Source organism: Roseovarius conchicola (assembly GCF_041403425.1).
Classification (GTDB): domain Bacteria; phylum Pseudomonadota; class Alphaproteobacteria; order Rhodobacterales; family Rhodobacteraceae; genus Roseovarius; species Roseovarius conchicola.
Window position 1 is genome coordinate 35,408 of the sequence record NZ_JBGEHK010000004.1, and the last position, 19,689, is coordinate 55,096.

Consider the following 19,689-nt stretch of genomic DNA (forward strand, 5'->3'; position numbering starts at 1 on the left):
TCTAGAGGCCAGCAGCCACGCGGCGCACGGTTTCCATCCGCTTGGCATTGGGCGGGTGCGTCCCCAGGAAGCGATCTCCGGGGTCGGCGATCTGGGTAAAGAACTCGGCCCCGCGTACGGGGTTATAGCCAGCTCGCTTGGTGATCACGGTCCCCAGGGCGTCGGCTTCAAGCTCAAACTCCTTGGAATAGGTGCGCGCGCCAACGGCAGCGCCCAGATCGGTGGCGGTCTGTACAGCCCCCTGCCCGGCCCCGGTGATTGCCGCCAAACCGCCCAGCAGGATCGCCCCGGCGGTGGCATTTTGTTGCTGGCGCGCCAGATGGCCCGCGATGTGGTGCGCGGATTCATGACCGACGACAAAGGCCAGTTCATCGGCATTGCGTACCGAGGCAATCAGCGCAAGGTTGAAGGCGAGGATCGGGCGGCCGGATTTATCCAGCGTTTGAAAGGCGTTAGGGGGCTGGCCGGGGCGATCATCCACCACGATCTTGAAATCGCAATTCATGCCCCGGGTGCGTTGCTTGCATTCGCGTTCGGCCACCGGTTCGACCTTGCGGATCACCGCGGCGAATTGCTGCAAGTCCGAACGTCCGGGCGATGGAATCGCCTTGGGCGCGGTCGCCGTGGGTTTTTGCGGCGTCGGGTTTTCAACCGTGCTGACACACCCGGCCAAGATGAAAGCGGAAACAACAAGCAACCAGCGCACGCGCGATCCTCCGATAACAATAGCTTCTCTATATTTAACAGGGTTTGTAGGCACTGCCACCCCCAAGCTGTTCACAAAAGTCGTCCCCTGCAATGACATGCCGAAGCCTGCCGGGGCGCTGTGGCCGCCCTCTTGCGGGTTGGATCGCAAACGCCTTAGGGTGGCCGCATGTTTTCCATTGAGCACGAATTTGATTCCACCGTGATCACCCTTGTGGATGAGGGCAAAGCGCCCTTGCAGGAGGACCTTGTGATCAATGCCTTCGAGGAATGCGTGACGATCGAGCAATATGATCCGCGCCTTGACCAGACCCACAAGATCACCCTGTCGATGACGCAGCTGGCCGATCTGACGGCGGCGCTTGATTTGCCCGAAGGGGTGTATTCACGGGCGCGCAAGGGGCGATAGCCCTTGACCCCCGGGGATCCACCTCCGACATGTAAGGCACATCGAAGAAAGAGACCCTGACATGCCCGATCCCAATCCCGACGCCATGGCGTTTCTGCTGAACCGTCGTTCGCGCCCGGCCAAGACGCTGGAATTGCCGGTGCCGACGCGTGCTGAACTGGCCCCGATCCTGACCGCCGCCGCGCGCAGCCCCGATCATGGCAAGCTGGAGCCATGGCGCTTTGTCGTGCTGGAACGCGGCGCGCTGTTGCGGCTGGCCGGGCTGGTTGACGACTGCGGTGCGCGATTGGGCAAAACCGACGAAGAGATTGCCAAGGCCCGCAGTCAGTTTGCCGACAGTCATCTGGCCGTGGCGGTGATCGAGGTGCAAAAACCGTCTGAAAAGATCCCCGCGATCGAGCAGAGTTATTCCGCCGGAGCCGTCTGTCTGGCGCTGTTGAACGCGGCGTTGGCCAGCGGTTGGGGTGCCAATTGGCTGAGCGGGTGGTCCAGTCATGATCGTGCCTGGGCCGAGGCCGCGCTGGGAATTGCGGATCACGAACGCATTGCGGGGCTGATCCATCTGGGGACCGAACGGGTCACCCCGCCGGAACGCCCACGACCCGATCTTGAGACCATCACCAGCTGGGTTACGGAATGATTTTTACCAGCTTTTTCAAGGCTCTTGGCCAAATGGGCGACGGGCGCTTCCGCAAGGTTCTGTTGCTGGGTGTCGGATTGACGCTGGCATTGCTGATCGCGGTTTATGCGGCGTTCCTGTGGTTCCTGCAGTCCATGGTGGGCGAGACATCGACCGTGCCCTTGCTGGGCGAAGTAACGTGGATCAACGACCTTCTGGGCTGGTCTAGTCTTGGGTTGATGCTGGTCCTGTCGATCTTCCTGATGGTGCCGGTGGCCTCGGCCATCACCTCGATGTTTCTCGACGAGGTGGCGCAGGCCGTGGAAGATCGCCATTACCCCACCCTGCCCGCGCCGCCCAAAGTGCCACTGTGGGACCAGGTGCGCGATACGGTGAATTTTCTTGGCGTGATCATTGCCGCCAATATCGTGGCGTTGATAGTCTACATCCCCTTCGCCCCGTTCGCGCCCTTTATTTTCTGGACCTTGAACGGATTTTTGCTGGGGATGGAGTATTTTCAATTGGCCGCGATGCGCCGGTTGGGGCGGGAAAAAGCGCGCGAGATGCGCAAGCGCAATCGCTGGATCATCTGGGGCGCGGGTACGCTGATGGCGATGCCGCTGAGTGTGCCTTTGGTGAACCTGATCATCCCTATTCTGGGGGCGGCGACCTTCACGCATCTTTACCACGCTTTGGAGGCGAAAGGGCGTTAGGACATGGCCGCTGATCCTCGCAAACTGGCCGAACGGCAGATTTTGAAGGCGATTACCGAGGGCAAGCTGGACGGGCTGGACGGCGAAGGCGAACCCCTGCCCGAGCGCCCCGGCGATGCGTTGATTGATCCCGCCGATGCGGTGGGGCACCGGATCATGGCCGAAGCGGGCGCGCTGCCCGAAGAGATCAAGCTGAAGAAACAGCTGCAGGCAGCGAAAGAGGCTTGGGCGGCGACCGAGGGGGAGGCTGCCAGCAAAGACTTGATGAAAGAGATCGCCCGGCTGGAGATGGAATACTCCATCGCCGTTGAAGCACGGCGAAAGTTTCTGGGCCGTTAGAGGCGAGGCACCCGGCCAGAAAAGACTGCAAAGCGGGACGGAGCCGCCGTTTGAGATCACCCGGGCCAGCGCCGGACCGTGGGATGGCGCTCAAACGGTCATGTGGTGTGCTTTATCCAAGCCAAGCCCATACTCCCCATCCAAGACACGCCCAGCCTCGCCAAAGCGCCAGCCCGACGGGGCGGTCCGGCGCTGGCCCGGGGCCTGCGGCCTGTTAACCGGGCTGAGGTAGTGGAATGGCCGCAAAAGGCTCTTCACGATCATCAGATGTGGTGCGGCGTCCGAAAGAAACGTGCCGCTGTCCCCGTTTTGATGGCCCATCGCAGCCATTGGCCCCAGACCTGAATTGCTGCGGTGCAGGTCTTCGTTGCGACATATCTGTTTTGTGTCCGCAACCAGTTCGATGACCCGTTCGGCGCGGCAGTGGCGGGTCGACAAGCATCGCTGCAAACCGATCCAAGATGCTCAGAAATGGGGGCGACCGCACCGGCGTTTTTCCAACTGAAAGGTCTGACCACGATTTCGTGCTGGCATCGCTTGGAGTAGGAGAACCGCCTGACGACGGACGCCACTGTGCCGCGCGTCTCTTATAACCGCAGCGTCGGATCGCTCAACTGATCGGCGATGTGCATGTGAATGCGCTCTGGGGATGTCATTGAAGGGGTATGCTCTCGTTCTGTTGCCGTCAGGAGACGGCCTTTCGCTGCTGCTGCGCCTTCAGGGCGACTTGAAGCTGACCAGAAATTCTTGCTGTGTCAGCGCGGCGACGTAGATGCCGGTGAAGCGACCAGGGGAACGCTTGATGACGCCACCGATCTGAACCGTGCGCCGAAACATGGTGTTCTCTGGCTTGTTGAACTGGTGCTCATCCGCCGGGATGGACATCTTGATGCCCAGACAAAAACCTACGCGTGATGCCTTGTGGAAGGGTGAGTTGAATGACCGCGATCAAGCCTCTGCGAGACATGGAGTATGATCCGGCTGAGCCGGTCAAACTGACCATATGCAGCATAGCATTTAACCATGGTGCCTATATCAGGGAATGCCTTGAGGGTTTCCTTGACCAGCGGTGTGACTTTCGTGTCGAGATCATCGTGCATGACGACGCATCAACCGATGATACCGCGGCAATACTACGCGAATACGCCGAACGTTACCCATCCATCGTCCGGCTGATCCTGCAAGAGAAGAATGTGTATTCCACAGGGGTAAACCCTTATTATGCCTATGTATTTCCGGCAGCAGAGGGAGATTACCTCGCCATTTGTGACGGCGATGATTATTGGGATGATCCCGACAAGCTGGTGACGCAGGTGAGTTTTCTCGAACGCAACGCGGATGTATCGCTGACCTATGGCAGGGTCAAAGCCGTGAGAGAAACGGGCGTAGAGCACGATTTCAGGAACGGTCTGGAACGGGATCTCACGGCGCAGGAGCTTAAACTGGGGCTGCCGATCAATACCCTGACCAGGTGCTTTCGGAACATTTTCGGTCAGGCCCACCCGCCTTTTTACGCTCGGCGCCAATGGGAGATATGACCGTTTGGGCGGCGCTCGGGCACCATGGTCGCGGCGCGTTCCTGCCTGATCTCAAACCGGCGGGCTACAGGGAGCACGATGCGGGTATCTTCTCGCACCAAAGCCTGCAAAACAAACTCTTCATGGGAACGATTACACTGCTCAACATGGCAGCCTACCACTCTGTTCAGGGCGATGAAGGCGCAAGCCGGGCCTGTCTGAAACGTGTGGTTGGCCAGATTGTGATGCTGAACGGCGGCCTGGCCACGACCCTCGAGGTCTTGAGAAAGACGCTCAGTCTGGGGATGAAGGGCCTGCATCGGCGCTTGATGCGCAAGGGCCCCTGAGACACCGGTGCGTGGCATGATGCACCGCCCGGTTACCCACGCGGCACCAGAAAACAGGGGCACCGAAGCGCCCCTGTCTGGTTCTTATGCGATGCCTATTTCGGCAGCGGGATCGACAGCTTGAGCTCAACCCCCCAGGTTTCATAGTCCGACTGGCCGATACCATCGTAGGACCAGCCAAGACTGAACCGGGTGCCGCTGTCACTGTTGACGTGGACACCGCTGCGGATCCGGCCGCGCAGGCCCTCGACGGCGGCGGTTTCATCCGTGGCTGACAACCTGACACCCGACGTATCGCCATAATTGTAAAGCGCATCCAGCCCGATATACGGCTTGTAGATCGTGCCCTTCGGGGTGCTGAAATTGCCTGTGAAGGTTGGGCCGACCTGGATTTGCCCCAGTTTGACCGTCTGGCTGGGAATGGGCACGTTCAACGAGTCCGTATAGGCGTTCTGCGTTTCCTCGAAATAGGACAGGCTGGCATTGGGCCGGATTGTCCACGCCCCTTTCTGGAACTCCCCGGACAGGGCCGCCTTGATCAGCCACCGATTGGTGGTGAACTCATCGGTGTAGGTGTTGTTCGGGCTGATGTCGTTTTCGGATCGGCCAGCCGCGATACGGCCATCAAAGTACAGCCGTTCGCCAATACGCGCGGTCACGTAAGGGCCGATCATCCAGCCTGTCCCGCTGACGGAGCTGTTGGTAACCGCCGAGCTGTCCTTCATATCGTCGAACTGCAGCATGACGCCAACCAACGTGTCCGGGTTTACCAGGTAATCCACGCCCGCGTAGACGATCCCGAAATGTCCGCTGCCGTCATCACCGAGGTCGAACTCTTTGTATTGCGCCTCGAACCAGATATCCCGGCGATGGTTTTCGACATATAGCGTGTCTTTGGTCGATCCATGCGCCAATTCCAGACTGGCGACCGCCTGTCGTGCCTGCAACAGGCTTGTGCTGAACGAATAGTTGTTCGCGCCGGTGTCAATCTGCGCCGTGAAGGGCAGGAAGGACTGCACATCGCCCTGCGAGAACTGCAGCGGCGAGGAACTGCCAGACCCGCGACTCAGCCGGTCAAACCGGCGGCCAGACGAGGGTTCGGAAGACAGGATCAGGTCCGCACGTTTGGTGAGGAACTGGTTGATCACATCCACCGTCTTCTGCTGGGTCGAACTGGATGAGATGGTGCAGGTCACGGCCTCACCCGGCGAAAGGTTCAGCGTCAGTGTCCGTGCGAACGCATCGCCGCCACTGTCGGCGTCATTACAAGAGATCGACGCATTTCCAACACCGGCTGGTACGGATTGGTTGACAACATAGCTGCCCGCCGGAACCCGGATTGGCCCCGCCTGCCCTGCTCCGCCAGCCGCCGTGATCGTGAAGTTCAACAGCGGTTCCGATGACGTGAAGCCGTAGGAGCCATCGGTATCGGTCTGTTGAACCACCGTCACCGTGCCGGACACCACAGCCGTAACCTGAAGCGTCGCGCTTACGGGCGAGGATGGCCCCAAGGACGATGTCAGGGTTTCAAGGCTGTTGGTCAGGCTGCCCACATCGGGCGATGTCACGCTGACACTGATGGTGCAGCTGGACCCGGCAGCGAGGGTCCCGCCTGTCAGGCCAACAGAACTGCCCCCGGCACCCGCGCTGAGGGTTCCGGAACACGAGGTGCTGGCCGCCGGGGCGGCTGCGATTGACAGGCTGGCCGGCAACGTATCGCTGAGGGTCACAGCCGTTGCGTCAGTGGTGGCCGGGTTCGTCAAGGTGTAGGTCAAGGTCGACACAAGGTTCTGCTCGATCGTGCTGGGCGAAAAGGCCATGGCGGCAACCAGGGGCTGCTGCTCTACCGTCACCGTCGCGCTTCCCCCCAGCAGAACCGCAGTGGCATCCGGCAGGTTGCCGGAGGTCAACACGGGCGCGCCGTTCGAGAATGTGCCTATCGTCACCCCTTCCACGACCACCGTGATCTGACAGGTGCCCCCCGCCGCGACACTTCCGCCGCCGAAGGTGATCGCCTGTGATCCTGCAGCCGCTGTCAAGGTTCCGCCACAACCGCTGCCAGCCGCCGGTGAGGACACCAGTTCCAATCCGGCAGGCAGCGTGTCGGAAAACGCCAGGTCGGTTGCGACGATGGTGTTGCCGGTATTGTCGATGGTGTAGACCAGCGGCGTTGTTTCCCCAAGAAAGAGGCTGGTATTCCCAAAGTTCTTGGTAAAGCCGGGCGCCGCCACCGGGATCACGGTCAGGGTCGCACTGGCCCCGGGAACATCCGCAAGGCTTGACGTCAGCACCGAAGCTGTATCCGTTATCGTCCCCGCATCGACCGCCCTGACTGCAAGCGAGATTTCACAGCTGCCGGATGCCGCAAGTGTGCCCGCACTGAGGGCGATGGAGGTGCCGCCTTCGGGGGCCGTGACCGTGCCGCCGCAGGTGTTGCTGATCCCGGCCGGGCTTGCAACGATCAGCCCGCCGGACAAGGTGTTCGTGAACGCCATGCCAGTGGCGTCGATCGCGTTCGCACTGTTGTCGATCGAGAAGGTGATCGTCGAAGACTGGCCCTGCGGGACGGTCGCAGGCGCGAATTCCTTGGTGAAGACCAAGGCAGCCGGAACCGAGTTGAGCGTTGCGGACGGGCCGGAGGCTGTTGGCAGGTTGGACACCAGATCGCCCGCGATATTCAGCAATGCCCCTGCCCCGACGGCACGCACTGTCACGTCGATTGAACAGGCATCAAGGGCCGCCACCGCGCCCGTTCTCAGCGAAACGGAGCTTGCGCCCGGGACCGCCGAGAAATTGCCTCCGCAGGTGTTGGTCACCGCGGGTGTGTCGGCCACGACCATCCCGGCCGGGAAGATGTCGACGAAATCCATGCCCGTCACAGGGACGGAGTTGAGCGAGTTGTCGATGTCAAAGGTCAGTATGGCGGTCTCGCCCTGTGCCACGGACGCGGCGTCGAACGCTTTGGCAAAGGTCGGAGCGCCTGCGGGGTTCACCGCCAGATTGGCAACGGCCGGGCCCGCGTTGGGGAAGGTCGATGTCAGGGCGGATGTGGTGTTGGCCAGCGATCCGGGGGCTGATGTCACCACCGTTACATCGACCGAACAACTTGCGCCGCCCGCAACGTTGCCGCCAGCCAGGGACAGTGATGCAGCCCCCGCCGGGGCCGTCAGCGTGCCGCCGCAGGTGTTTTGCGCCTCAGGGTCGGCCGCCAGCACCATGCCTGCGGGCAACGGATCGGTAAAGGCCATCCCCGTCGCTGTCAGGGTGTTGCCCGTGTTGTCGACCACCAGCGTCAGGCGGGATGTCTGGCCGACATTAACGGCAGCAGGTGCAAAGGACTTGGTGAAATCAAAGGTCAGAGGTGTGACAGCGGTGTCGCCATCTGTCGCGCTGTTGTTGGCCGCGTCCGGATCATCAACCGACGCCGTGATCGTCGCCGTGTTTGACAAGGTTCCGGTGGCGTTGGGATCAACCAGACAGGTGGCCGTATAGGTCACCGATCCGCCAACCGGCAGGGCCACCGTGTCGGACAGGTTGCCCGAACCAGACGCCGTGTTGCCCGTGGCCCCACCTGCGGCAACGCTGGTGTAGGAACAGGTGAGCGTTGCCGGGAACGTGTCGCTGATCGTGGCACCCGGTTCGGCGGAGGGGCCCGCATTTTCCGCCACGATCGTATAGACGACATTCTGCCCCGAAATGACGCTGGTCACACCGTCGGACTTGGTGATCGACAGGTCTGCCTGCGGTGCCACGGTCGTGGTTTCGGTCGCGCTGTTATTGGTTGTATCAGGGTCCGGCTCGGTGGCGGCAACGCTGACCGATGCCGTCTGTGTCCCGGTGGTTGTGGCATCTGCGGTAACCGCAACAGTGAAATTGGCATTTCCACCGGCGGCAACAGCACCAAGGGTACAGGTCGCAACCCCATTGGGATCTTCTGCGCACCCAGTGGTCGACGTCAGGCTAAATCCGGTTGGTAATGTGAATGTCGCCACAGCATCCGCCACATCACTCGGGCCAGCATTGCTCACAGCGGCAGAATAGGTGGTGGTCCCATTGGGAAATACCGGGTCTGCCGTGTCGCTGAGTGTAACCGCAAGGTCCGCGCTCTGGGAGATGGAATCCGTATCCGAAGCGGAGTCGTTTCCGGGCACGAGGCTTGTGACACCGGCCGACGTTGCGCTGGATGCCGCGTAGGTCACCGACCCGGTTGCCGATGCGGGCACCAGACACGCGACCGTGTAATCCACCGATGCACCGAAGGGCAGGCTTAACGTCTCGCTCAGATTGCCCGAGCCTGACGCCGTGTTGCCCGTGGCTCCGCCAGACGCAGTGGATGTGTAGGTACAGGTCGCACCCGCGTCGACCGTGCTGGTCAATGTCGCTGCCGGGTCCTCGGACGGGCCGTTATTGGTGACGGAGACTGTGTAGACAGTGCTGTTGCCAGCAACGATCGTGGTTGCCGCGTTGTCCACGGTCACCGCCAGGTCAGCCGCGCCCGTCAGCGTCAGACTGTCGGTTGCAGGTTCGGCGATGGGCAGACCGTTAACGAAAAGCTGGCTGGTCGCGGTGGGGTTCGCACCCGTAGTTGCCGTGACAGGAACAAGAAGGTCGACCGAGAAGGAACAATTCGCCCCCGGCGCCAGAGTGCCACCTGTAAAGCTGACGGTGTCCGTCCCCGAAACCGATGATCCGCTGCCACAAATGTTCGACAGCGGCAAACCGGTGGCCGCAGTGTTCTGAAGCGTTCCGCCAATGTCATGCGAAAACGCCAGATCATTCAGCGCCGAGCTGCCCCCGTTCTCAATTGTATACGTGATGCTGGTTGTCCCGCCGACGATGGTCGATGCCGGCGCAAAGCTGGCGGTAAAGGTGGCGTTCGACAGCGAGTTCACCGTCAGCGTATCCGAGGCCGGATCCGCGCCAACGGTCAATGCCCCCGCCGTTGCCGACAGACCGCTTGTCGTGTGGGCAAAGTTTCCGTTATTCGAGCCGGCGGGAATGGACGCCAGCAGGCTGATGGTACAGCTACCGCCAGCGCCTAGACTGCCCCCGCTATAAGTGATCGTGCCCGTGCCCGAGGTGCTGTCGGTGCCGCCGCAGGTGTTGGTCAAAAAGCTGTTGGCAAAGACCGGTGAACCAATGGCGGAATTCAGGCTCAGCGAAAAGGCCGCATTGCTGAGCGCCGCAGCAAGCGGGTTGTCCAGCGTGAACTCGACCGTCACGTCCGCGCCGGGCGCAACCGGGTCATCGACGAAGGCCATGGTAAAGCCCAACGGCTCATTGTCGATTGTCAGAACCGTTTCGCTGAACGGCGTGGTCAACGTGCCCGCAGAGCCGTAGGTTGCCGAGTAGTCACTTGTCTGGCTTGTGAAACTGCCGGACCCGGCCCCGACGGGTACAGCCACATCTACCGTCAGCGCACAGGAACCACTTACAGGCACCGTACCGCCCGATGCAATCAGAAAGGTCGTCCCCGTTACCGTACTGAAACCGCAAGTGTCAGACACCGTTGAGACACGTGCCAAACCTGGAACGATCCCGCCGAGGTTATGGGTGAAGGTCACACTCGTTGCGGCTGTTGCGGCGTTGAGATTGTCAAAGCTGTAGGTCAGCACAATCGTCTCACCCGCCAGCGCCGTGGCGCCGCCGTTGAATTCATGGCTGGTTGTTACAGGCAACGCGGTGCCGATGATGATCGATGTGGTCGTTCCGGGCGATTGCCCTGGCGCGCCGCCCGCTGTGTAATCCAGCACCGATGTGCTGGCCGAGGCGCTGATGTTGGTCCCGCCTTGAGCGGTCACGCGCACGGTTACAGTACAGGAGTCATCGACCGGCACGGCTGCGCCGCTCACCGTCAGAAGCTGACTTGCACCATCCATCGCGGCGGTGCCCGAACAGGTGTTGCTTTGCACCGCAGCCGTGGTGCCCGTGCCAAAGGACGACACGTTATAGGTAAAGCCCGCAGCAGTGATGCCCGCCTGCGATTCAGGTCCGTTTGTAATGGTCAGGGCCACATCAAACTGAGAGCCGTTCACAACCCGGCCATCATTGACCCCGTCCAGCGTATCCTCGACGGCACCGCTCAGCGTGACGGTCGCGCCCGCGTTGACGGTCAGGGTATCTGTCTGCCCCGGTGTGGTGATCGTCTGGCCGCTGATCGTGGCCGTCAGGTCGCTGGAGGTCGAGCTAAACGGCCCGGATGGGGAATCCACCGGCACGGTAGATGTCGCGCTGAACGTACATGACGCGCCCGGTGCCAACTCGCCCCCCGCAAAGGTAAAGCCGACCAGAGAGCTGCCATTGAAATCGCTGATGAACAGGTTGGTGATCGTCGACGACGCGCCACAAGTCGTGGTGATACCCGTGAACCCGGACAGATTGCCAAAGCGGGCAGAGAAATCCTCGACAAAGGTGATGTCCGTTGCGGTCGACCCGGCATTCGGGTTGGTGATCGTGTAGGTCAGAACCAGCGGATCGCCCCCTGCAACCGCATCCGGTGTGAACGCGCGGCTGAAGGTCAGGGGCAAAGCGGCCAGCACGTCAATCGTGTCTGTTGCCGTATCGGTTCCGCCAAGCGCACCACCGCCGATCTGGGCCTGAACCGCACTGGTGGTGTTTGTATAGGTGCCCGGAGCCGCCGAGCCTGGGACCTGAACCGTTACCGTGAAACTGCAGGTGCCACGGGCCGGAATCGCACCTCCGGACAGCGAAAGCGTGCTTGTACCCGTGATCGTGGACCCGGTGCCGCAAACATTGCTTACCGGCAGGCCAACGGCCACGGCGCCAGTCAGGAAGGCGTCCAGATCATCTGTGAACGACACATTGGTCGCGCCGTCTGTGGCGTTGGCATTGCCCAGGGTGAAGGTCAGATCGACCGTCGCACCGGGTGCCACGGTCCCGGAAGCAAACGCCTTGTCGATCGTAACGACATCAGTCGGGACGATGATTTCGCTGACGGTCAGACTGCGGGTCGTGGGCGGAATCGATTGTGTGTCTGCGGTCAGAGGCGACGGGGTAAGCGAATAGCCCCCGGCCACATCACCAACCAGATCAATGGTGACAGAGCAGGACTCGCCCACAAGCAACGCGGCAAAGGCGTCGTTGAAATTGCCGCCATTCAGCGAAAACTGGATGGATTGCGACCCTTCGATGGCAGCAATGAATGGCGATCCGAACCCCGTTGGTTCACAGGTTGTGCTGGCATTGCTGGGAGTGGCGATAACGACCCCCGCAGGCAGGGTATGGTCAAAACGGATCGATCCGACCCGATCAGTCGCGGATATGTTGGCCATCGTGTAGGTGGCTGTGGTGGTGCCCCCCTCGTCAATCACTGCGTCGCTGATGACGAAATCGAAACTGGCCAATGGCGTGGTGGGCGGCGCGGATGCGGTCACGTCAAATGTGGATGTGGCCGTGGGCGAACCTGCCGAGCTTGTCAGGGTGACCTGGGGAAACGTGTATAGGCCTACCGCTGGCAAGGTGACATTGACAGTGACCGTACAGCTTGTGTCGCGATCCAGCGCACCATCTGTAAAGACAATGCTGGTGGCACCGGTGGCTGCGGTGATTGTGCCCGCCGTACAGCTTGTCGTGGCAAAACTGTCCGCCACGAGGACCTGACCCGGCGCCGACGGAAGTGGCAAGGTAAAGTCGACATCCGAAACGGCCAATTGCAGACTGTTGTCGATCGTGAAGGTGAGCGCTGTACTGCCCCCCGCACCCACAATGTCTGGGGTTGCCTCGATCTCTAGCGTAGGTGGCGCCGCCTGCGCTTGTTGGCCCATCCCGGCCAGTACCAAAATCATCAAAAGGGCTGAGAGAAAGGTTTTTAAAGCGCGCATGGTCCGTCCCACGTTGAATGTCTTGGGAAGTTTTTGACCATTGACCGGCCCGAAACACGGGCCAAAAAAGCAAAGCAATAGCTAAACACACTCGCCCAAAAGGCGAATGCACTTGTAAAATGACGCGTCACGCCAACTCTTCCCCAAGGTCACTCTGTCACGAGATGAGTCCCGCACCAAACTGACATTTCAGGAAAGTTCGAATAAAATCACGCATCCGTGTATTTTTGGTACAGTCGGAGAGATTCTACCCAGAGATGTAGAGATGACAGCCTGATCGCCGATAGTTTCACGGGCTTCCGCGACTTCCCCGCAAATGAGATGCCTTCATCAAAGAGTATGCCCAATACGTCTTCGATCGGCACTGGAATATGGCGACACGGGCGCGCAGGATGACGCCGAGCAAAGACAGGTGTCAGTTTGGTCAGGATGAAAGCGATGGGTTTGGTGAGAATGCTGGCGCTGATGGGCGCATGTGTGATGGGGCTGGCAGGCTGTCTGGGCGCGCCCGCGAAACCGGCTCTGGACGCGCCGGGTGGGCCGGCGCAACTGGTCGATGTGAGCGCCCGCGAGGCACAGGCGTTGAATGCGTTAAGGGCGCGCTATGGGTTACCTGCGCTTGGCACCGATCCGGTCCTTGTGCAGATCGCGCGCGGCCATGGGCAGGATATGCTGACCAACGGGTTTTTCGGGCATGTCAGTTCGGACGGCGCGTCGATTGCCGACCGGGCCCGCGCCGGGGGCTATGCCTTCTGTCATGTGGCCGAGAATCTGGCGATGGGGCATGTGACCTTTGATCACGTGATGCGGCAGTGGATGACCTCCCCGTCGCATCGCAGCAACCTCCTGCACAAGAATGTCGATGATTTCGGCCTGGTGCAGGGGCCGGGCAACCTGTGGGTCCTGGTGCTGGGCCGTCCGGGGTGCTGAAAAACGGGCCGAGGGGGACACGTCCTCGGCCCGATCCTGTTCAATGAGTGTTAAGCTTCGAGGACTTTCGGCCAGTTGGCATTGCCGGCCTTGATGTTGCCGGGGATGTCCTGGCTCCAGAGTTCGCGGGCGCGAAGGCTGAAGTTCAGGTAGAGCTTGCCGTCATAAACCGTCCAGGCTTCGGGCACGGTTGTGGCCGTGTAGCCTTTCGAAACGGCGTAGGCGCAGTAGCCGCCAAATTGCGGGGCGTATTCCTCGGGGGAGGCCTCAAACGCAGCCTGGGTCTCGGCCCTGGAGAAATGCCATTCGGCCCCGTTCCAGCTGACCGCGTGGGCGGCTTTGCCTTTGACGGGCTTGCTTTGGGTGAAATAGGCGACGGGGTCGTAGCCGTTGATCGCCACACCGTCGGTGGCAAAGACTTGCGGCTGGGCGGCGAAGGCCGGAACGCCGACAAGAGCGGCAACAGGCAGGGCGGCGGTGGCGGTCAGAAACTGGCGGCGGGTGGTCATGATATTGGTCTCCTAAACGGGGTTACTGCGGTGTTGTGCAGGTTAGGATGGGCATGCCGATAAGGCCGTGCAATATCCGACACGGCCCTGTGATGTGCCGTGTGAAAAGGCGAGCGGATTGTAACGTAAGTGGTGCCTGTCAGCTCCGATCTTCAACTGCCGTAGACCGTTCCCCAGCGTTCAATCAGCTTTTGCTGCAAGGTCTTGGAGCGCTTGTTCCAGCTGCTGGATCCTTCGGGGCGGGTGCCGCTTTGACGATCAATCCTGCCCCGCAGCTTGTCGTTCACGGTGAAGATGGCAAAGGCCAGTTCGGTTCCGTCAGGGGCGGTCATGTACCCGGCCAGAGCACTGACAAAATAGAGCGTGCCGGTTTTGGCCATCACCTTGATGGGGTGGTTCTTGACCACGTTGTTGTTGCCATCGCGCAGGTCAATCGGTTTGAGGATCGGTTTCAGAGCACCTTCGCGCGCCGCGGCCGCCAGGGCCCGCGCCATCGAGCCCGCCGGCACCCGCGAGGCCACCCCAAGGCCGGAGTGATCGACAAACTTCACACCCTGCATCCCAAGGGTGCTGCGGGCCCATTTGCTCATCTCCTGACCAGAGCTGCGCAAGCTGCCACCCTGTACCTTCCGGGCCGCGCTTGAGGCCAGACCGACACATTCCGCTGTGTGATTGTTGGAATATTTCAGCATGTCGCGCAGGATATCGCGCAATGGCGCGCTTTGATGGCTGGCCAGCGTGGTGCCGCCGGGGCGCGATTTCATCGGCTTGCCGGATTTCAGGACAATCCCCTGCGAGCGGGCAAAGGTGGCGAAAACCTCGGCGGCATAAGCCTCGGGCTTGCGCACGGGCAACCAGCGCGCGCCGCCATTGCCCAGCGCCTTGCGGGCCACGCTCCACTCGTCATGGCTGTTGCGGTCCTTGTAGGTGTAGACCGGCCCGGCCCGGGACGCGATCGAAATGCGCGCCACGGTGACCGCCGGACGATACTTGGCCGAACGCGCGTCCATCGTGGTGGTGTAGCCCTCGCCCGCGCGCTTCCATTCAAAATGCACGCGGTTGAAATTCAGGTTCAGCCCCGAGATCGACGGGTTATAGGCCACGTGATCGGCCTGATCCGTGTCCACCTCCCGCACGAATGGCAGCGCGCCGCCATAGGTGCGCAGCTTGCCTCGCACCTCGCGCACACCTGCCGCCTTCAGCCGGGCGGCCAGCCCGGCCAGCGCATCGGTGTCCAGCGTCGGATCGCCCCCACCTGCCAGGATCAGATCGCCCTTGAGCACCCCGTTTGAAATCGACCCCGTGGTGATCAGCCGCGTGGTGAACCGGTGGCCCGCGCCCAGCGTGGCCAGGGCATAAAGCGCCGTGACCGCCTTGGTGACACTGGCCGGGGGCAGGCCCCTGGCCCCTTCATGTTCTTCCAGAACAAGGCCCGATTTCACATCGATCACGGAAAAGCCGACCTGCCCGCCCAACTTGGCGTTCCGGATCAGCGCATCGGCCCCGGTGGCGGTGCGGCGCAGAAAATCATCGGGGCGCGCTTGTGGGCGCAGCGAGACGGCGGGAGCATTCCCGAAGGCCATGCTGCCTGCCCCTGAGGCAAGGCCTGCCAGAAACAAACGTCGTGAAAGCTGCTTTGTCATCATGCCACGATAGCCTCAGCCCGGTCCGACAGACAATGCAGATTTCACTGACTTGACAGTCACATCCTCGTGCGCGTCGCCCCATGCCCCACTGGCCCGCAATGCGGTTGAGGACAGATCCATCATCGGCACGTTCACAAAACACCACGCCGGGGCGCGGGCGCGGCCCAGAAGCGCGCTGTAGCGTCCGGGCAGACGGGCCGGTGCAAAGACTTGCGCCGCTTTGGACCGGCGCGCGGAAATGCGCTTGCCGGGGCGGGCCAGAACCCCGACCGGCACGCGGTACATGATCTGTTGCCAGTCCTGCCACAGGTCAAATTGTGCAAGATTATCTGCCCCCATCAGCCATACGAACCGCAGATCGGGGCGGGCGCGTTGCAGCGCCTCAAGCGTCTCGGCGGTATAGCGCGTGCCGGCCTGTGCCTCGACATCGGTGATCCGGATGCGCGGATGGGTGATCAGGCGGCGCGCAGCAGCCATGCGTTGATCCATCGGGGCAGGCCCCTTTGATTTCAGGGGGTTGCCCGGGCTGATCATCCACCAGACCTGATCCAGGCCAAAGCGTTTGAGCGCCTCGCGGCTGATATGGACATGGCCTGGATGGGGCGGATCAAAGGACCCCCCCAAAAGCCCGATCACCTGTCCGGGACGCGCAAAAGGCAGCTGATAGTGCGGCAAGGACTAAAACCTTTGGAAAATTTGATACGGTTTCTAGCCAGTTAGCCGGAGCTTGGCCACCGGATATTAAGACCAGCGGCGCCACATTGAAGGCCGAGGCAATCAGGTGAGCGCAGGGTTTTGTCAAAGCGCAGCATATCGGCACGCAGTGCCCCGGAGCCAGCGGGGACAAGCGGGATGGATCAGGCCACATTCGGTCTGATCCTGAACCGCGTGCGGGATGGTATCGTGGTGCAGGACATGCAGGGGCGGATCGAATGGATCAACCCGGCCTGCGAGGCGATGTATGGCTGGAACCTGAAGGAGGTGCGCGGCCGTCGCCCGATAGATTTTCTCATCCCGGCCGAAGACCGTCCGCCCCCGGATCAGATTGAACAGTTCCGTTATGACCCCGAGAGCGCGCTGTTCCGCCAGTTCAAGATCTCGCAGCATATACGCCGCGATGGCAGCCGGTTCTGGAACCAGCAAAGCTATACCCTGCTTGATATGGGGCCGAAGGAAAGCGACAAGAAAGTGGTGATCACCTGTCGGGATGTGACCGATCAGGTCCATACCGAAACCGCACTCAGACAAGTGCAGGTTGATCTGGAACATGCCGCCCATCACGACGATCTGACGGGCCTTGGCAATCGCAAGAAACTGTGCCGGTTTCTGGACACCACCGCCATCAGGGCCAGAATCTCCCGGCACGAAATCGGCGTTCTGCAACTGGACATCGATAAGTTCAAAGACATCAACGATACGCTGGGCCATGCAGCGGGAGATGCCACATTGGTGCATGTGGCGCAGGCCCTGCGCGCCCATTGCGCACCCGACGATCTGGCCTGTCGCACGGGCGGGGACGAATTTCTTCTGATCTGCCCCGGTATTGCATCGCGCAATCAGCTGATCGCCCGGGCCGAAACGTTGCACGATGCAATCCAGAGCCCGCTGCAATGGACGTCACAGGTGATCGAAGTGGGCACCTCGATCGGCGCCAGCCTTCCCGAACGCCCCGGCACCAGTGGCGAAGAACTGATTCAGATGGCAGATCAGGCGCTTTATGCCGCCAAGGATCGCGGGCGCGGGCAGGTTGTGTTTTACACGGCCCGTATCGGGCAGGCTCAGAAAAGCCAGATCCAGATGGCCCGCGATCTGCGGATCGCCGTGGTCAGGGAACAGTTCGAGGTATACCTGCAACCGCAGCTCAGCCTGTCCCAGAACCGGATCGTCGCGTGCGAGGCTTTGCTGAGGTGGCTCCATCCCGAGCGGGGCCTGCTGTTGCCGGGTGATTTTCTGTGCCCGGCCGAACGCAACGGCGTGCTGGCCGAGATCGATTACATCTCGATGAACCTTGCGCTGGATGCGCTTGTGGCGCTGCGCGAGGCCGGGTTTGGCGATCTGCGGATGGCGCTCAACGTTTCCAGTTCGATCCTGGCGGATGTGAATTATCCCGGGTTGCTGGACTGGGCCCTGCAATCACGCGGGTTGGAACCTGACGACATCTGCGTCGAAATCCTGGAAACCACGATATTTGAGCGCGCCGGGCTGGACGTGACCACGGCGATCAACAGGCTCAAACGTCTGGGGGTCCGCGTGGCGCTGGATGATTTTGGCACCGGGTATGCCGGGCTGGCGCATATGGCCGCGTTTGACATTGACGCAATCAAGCTGGATGGCTCGATGATCGGCCGGCTGGAAACCGATCCGCGCAACCGCGCGGTCGTGCGCTCGATCATCCGGCTCAGCGCGTTGCTGGGCATGCAGGTGGTGGCCGAAGGTGTGGAAACGCAAAGTCAGCTTGATATCCTGCGCCGCACCTCCTGCTCGCTGATCCAGGGGTTCGGGCTGGCCCGGCCGATGCCGGTTGACAAGATGATTGACTGGTTGCGCCAGAACACGCCCCTCGCCAATCCCCTGCCCTTCGGGATGTCATCCGCCAAGGCAAGGGTTGTGCCGGCCAGGAGCCGGAACAGATAAAGCGTTTCCAACAAAAGCATCTGCGCCGGGACGAACGCCCAAGCCCCAAGGCTATCTGTCGATGCGGCGCTGATTAAGCATGTCCGGCAGAACCTCGTCAGGGTAATTGGAGTGCAACTCCCAAACATTCTCGCCCAACTGTTCCAGCGGGCGATACGCCGTTCCGGGTCGCTCGCGCGTGCGCAGGGCCAGCACGATATCGGACATCACCGCAGGGTTCTCGCGAAAATAGGAATGGCCCAGCCCAGACCCGGGGTCTTTGACGATGATGATATTCACATTGTCCGTATCCACGAGGTTGGAAAACTCTTTGGACGTGGCCGTATTGGACCCCAGACTGCCCAGACGATCAAAATTGCCGATGATCCGGGACAGCCTGAGCGCCCCATCATCCGGGTTGGCGTAGATGTTGATCTGTTCGAACCCGTCCGAGAATCTTTCGGCGACCAGCCGTTGCTCGACCACGCCGATATCCAGATCCGCCGCCGCCAGAACCAGCATGCCGGTCTTCAACGCCACTTGCGGGTCCTGTCCACGCGCACGCGCCTCGATGATCAACTCGCGCAGCGCATCCGTCATCACGGCACTGCCGCGCGAATGGGCGACGATATCGATCTTGTCGATCTCGGGTATTGAAGCCAGAGCGCGCAGGAATTCCTTGACGTGAAACACGGAATAGTCGCCCGATTCAGAATCGCGGAAATAGCCCAGCAAACCCCCATTGCCCGCAGGCCAGGAATAGCTGATCGGCAGGCTGCGTCGGCCCGCATAGTGCCAGACATTGGCCAGCGTTCCGACGCTGTCATCAAATTCGTTGTTGAACCCATGGATATAGACCAGCATCCGGTTCAGCCCGTGATTGCGCAACCGTGCGCCCAGTTCCTCGCGCATCACCTGTGCGCTGGCCTGATAGCTGCGCGCGGCCTCCTCGGTGGTCAGAAGCCGCCCCCCCGCCCTGCCCATCGGTAGCGGCGTGGCCGGAAACCGCGAGAACTCTTCCAGATAGACCGGATCAAGCCGCGTCAGCGCCCGGGAATCCCCCTCATGCGTCCGCAGGACCAGCTCGTTCCAGGTTTCAAGCTCGCCATACTCGACCAGGCTGACACCAAATGCCATCGAGTCGCTGCGCCCGCTGCCATATCCGGTCAGCACGCCATCCGTGTCCATCACGGGGCCGCGGTCCGTCACATAGAGGATCTCGGTCAGGGTGCGCCGCAGCCCTTTCGGCACATCCTCCGCCGGATAGATATCGTCGGTCCCGGACTTGTAAAGATTGGGCGCAGGGGCAAGAATCCCTGTCGTACTTATAGCCGCGTTACAGGCCGCGAGCCCGGCAAACAACCAAAGCGCAAAGGCCCAGCGGGGCAAGCCCCCCCTCATTGAGACATACGGGGGCAGCGACAGAGCATTTCGGTGTTTGAAATCATGGGCTGTCCCGGTTACATGCGTATCGGTTGGGATTTATACAGAGAAAGAAGCA

General features: G+C 61.3%; 16 protein-coding genes. 8 read left to right on the forward strand and 8 right to left on the reverse strand.

Annotated features, from left to right (window positions below):
• Window position 1: 1 nt before the first annotated feature.
• Entirely contained in the window at window positions 2-706 is a 705-nt protein-coding gene (locus V6N02_RS12250) for a M48 family metallopeptidase (RefSeq protein WP_371225887.1), read from the reverse strand.
• Window positions 707-874: 168 nt separating this feature from the next.
• Here V6N02_RS12250 and V6N02_RS12255 point away from each other — a divergent pair, with 168 nt between their 5' ends.
• The 4 genes from V6N02_RS12255 (at window position 875) to V6N02_RS12270 (ending at window position 2,785) form a co-directional block, all read left to right on the forward strand.
• Entirely contained in the window at window positions 875-1,114 is a 240-nt protein-coding gene (locus V6N02_RS12255; protein WP_371225888.1) for a hypothetical protein, read from the forward strand.
• 61 nt (window positions 1,115-1,175) lie between these two features.
• The gene (locus tag V6N02_RS12260; RefSeq protein WP_371225889.1) at window positions 1,176-1,754 is read left to right on the forward strand and encodes a nitroreductase family protein; all 579 of its coding nucleotides are present in this window, start codon (window positions 1,176-1,178) and stop codon (window positions 1,752-1,754) included.
• On the forward strand, window positions 1,751-2,446 hold the full coding sequence (locus V6N02_RS12265; RefSeq protein ID WP_371225890.1) for an EI24 domain-containing protein: 696 nt from the start codon (window positions 1,751-1,753) through the stop codon (window positions 2,444-2,446). The genes V6N02_RS12260 and V6N02_RS12265 overlap by 4 nt, the downstream gene beginning before the upstream one ends.
• 3 nt (window positions 2,447-2,449) lie before the next feature.
• A complete protein-coding gene (locus tag V6N02_RS12270) occupies window positions 2,450-2,785 on the forward strand; it encodes a DnaJ family domain-containing protein (protein WP_371225891.1) in 336 nt (111 codons plus the stop codon).
• A gap of 90 nt (window positions 2,786-2,875) precedes the next feature.
• On the opposite strand, the gene V6N02_RS12275 is transcribed toward V6N02_RS12270, so the two are convergent.
• Complete coding sequence (locus V6N02_RS12275; RefSeq protein ID WP_371225892.1) at window positions 2,876-3,223, reverse strand: hypothetical protein; 348 nt, start codon at window positions 3,221-3,223, stop codon at window positions 2,876-2,878.
• 279 nt (window positions 3,224-3,502) lie between these two features.
• On the reverse strand, window positions 3,503-3,670 hold the full coding sequence (locus tag V6N02_RS12280) for a hypothetical protein (protein ID WP_371225893.1): 168 nt from the start codon (window positions 3,668-3,670) through the stop codon (window positions 3,503-3,505).
• 53 nt (window positions 3,671-3,723) lie between these two features.
• Between V6N02_RS12280 and V6N02_RS12285 the strand changes: the two genes are divergently transcribed.
• Both V6N02_RS12285 and V6N02_RS12290 read left to right on the forward strand, forming a co-directional pair.
• Window positions 3,724-4,323 (forward strand): glycosyltransferase family 2 protein, encoded by a 600-nt coding sequence (locus tag V6N02_RS12285; RefSeq protein WP_371225894.1) that lies wholly within the window; start codon window positions 3,724-3,726, stop codon window positions 4,321-4,323.
• Window positions 4,320-4,649 carry a hypothetical protein gene (locus V6N02_RS12290; RefSeq protein WP_371225895.1) on the forward strand — a complete coding sequence of 110 codons (330 nt, stop codon included), beginning with the start codon at window positions 4,320-4,322 and terminating at the stop codon, window positions 4,647-4,649. Before V6N02_RS12285 ends, V6N02_RS12290 begins: the two co-directional genes overlap by 4 nt.
• Before the next feature lie 95 nt (window positions 4,650-4,744).
• Here V6N02_RS12290 and V6N02_RS12295 read toward each other — a convergent pair whose 3' ends face one another.
• Window positions 4,745-12,454 (reverse strand): DUF7933 domain-containing protein, encoded by a 7,710-nt coding sequence (locus V6N02_RS12295; RefSeq protein WP_371225896.1) that lies wholly within the window; start codon window positions 12,452-12,454, stop codon window positions 4,745-4,747.
• Window positions 12,455-12,928: 474 nt separating this feature from the next.
• Between V6N02_RS12295 and V6N02_RS12300 the strand changes: the two genes are divergently transcribed.
• Window positions 12,929-13,420, forward strand: a complete 492-nt coding sequence (locus V6N02_RS12300; RefSeq protein ID WP_371225897.1) for a CAP domain-containing protein — start codon at window positions 12,929-12,931, stop codon at window positions 13,418-13,420.
• A gap of 50 nt (window positions 13,421-13,470) precedes the next feature.
• Here the strand turns inward: V6N02_RS12300 and V6N02_RS12305 are convergent, their stop codons facing one another.
• The 3 genes from V6N02_RS12305 to V6N02_RS12315 all read right to left on the reverse strand — a co-directional run bounded on the left by V6N02_RS12305 (window position 13,471) and on the right by V6N02_RS12315 (window position 16,250).
• Window positions 13,471-13,929, reverse strand: coding sequence for a YHS domain-containing (seleno)protein (locus V6N02_RS12305; protein ID WP_371225898.1), 459 nt, complete (start codon window positions 13,927-13,929; stop codon window positions 13,471-13,473).
• A 152-nt stretch (window positions 13,930-14,081) separates the two neighbouring features.
• Window positions 14,082-15,572 carry a D-alanyl-D-alanine carboxypeptidase/D-alanyl-D-alanine endopeptidase gene (dacB, locus tag V6N02_RS12310; RefSeq protein WP_371225899.1) on the reverse strand — a complete coding sequence of 497 codons (1,491 nt, stop codon included), beginning with the start codon at window positions 15,570-15,572 and terminating at the stop codon, window positions 14,082-14,084.
• Between the two features lie 15 nt (window positions 15,573-15,587).
• The gene (locus V6N02_RS12315; RefSeq protein ID WP_371225900.1) at window positions 15,588-16,250 is read right to left on the reverse strand and encodes a nicotinate-nucleotide adenylyltransferase; all 663 of its coding nucleotides are present in this window, start codon (window positions 16,248-16,250) and stop codon (window positions 15,588-15,590) included.
• Window positions 16,251-16,427: 177 nt separating this feature from the next.
• Here V6N02_RS12315 and V6N02_RS12320 point away from each other — a divergent pair, with 177 nt between their 5' ends.
• The gene (locus V6N02_RS12320) at window positions 16,428-18,209 is read left to right on the forward strand and encodes a putative bifunctional diguanylate cyclase/phosphodiesterase (RefSeq protein ID WP_371225901.1); all 1,782 of its coding nucleotides are present in this window, start codon (window positions 16,428-16,430) and stop codon (window positions 18,207-18,209) included.
• Window positions 18,210-18,260: 51 nt separating this feature from the next.
• Here V6N02_RS12320 and V6N02_RS12325 read toward each other — a convergent pair whose 3' ends face one another.
• On the reverse strand, window positions 18,261-19,577 hold the full coding sequence (locus V6N02_RS12325) for an alpha/beta hydrolase (RefSeq protein ID WP_371225902.1): 1,317 nt from the start codon (window positions 19,575-19,577) through the stop codon (window positions 18,261-18,263).
• Between the last annotated feature and the right edge of the window lie 112 nt (window positions 19,578-19,689).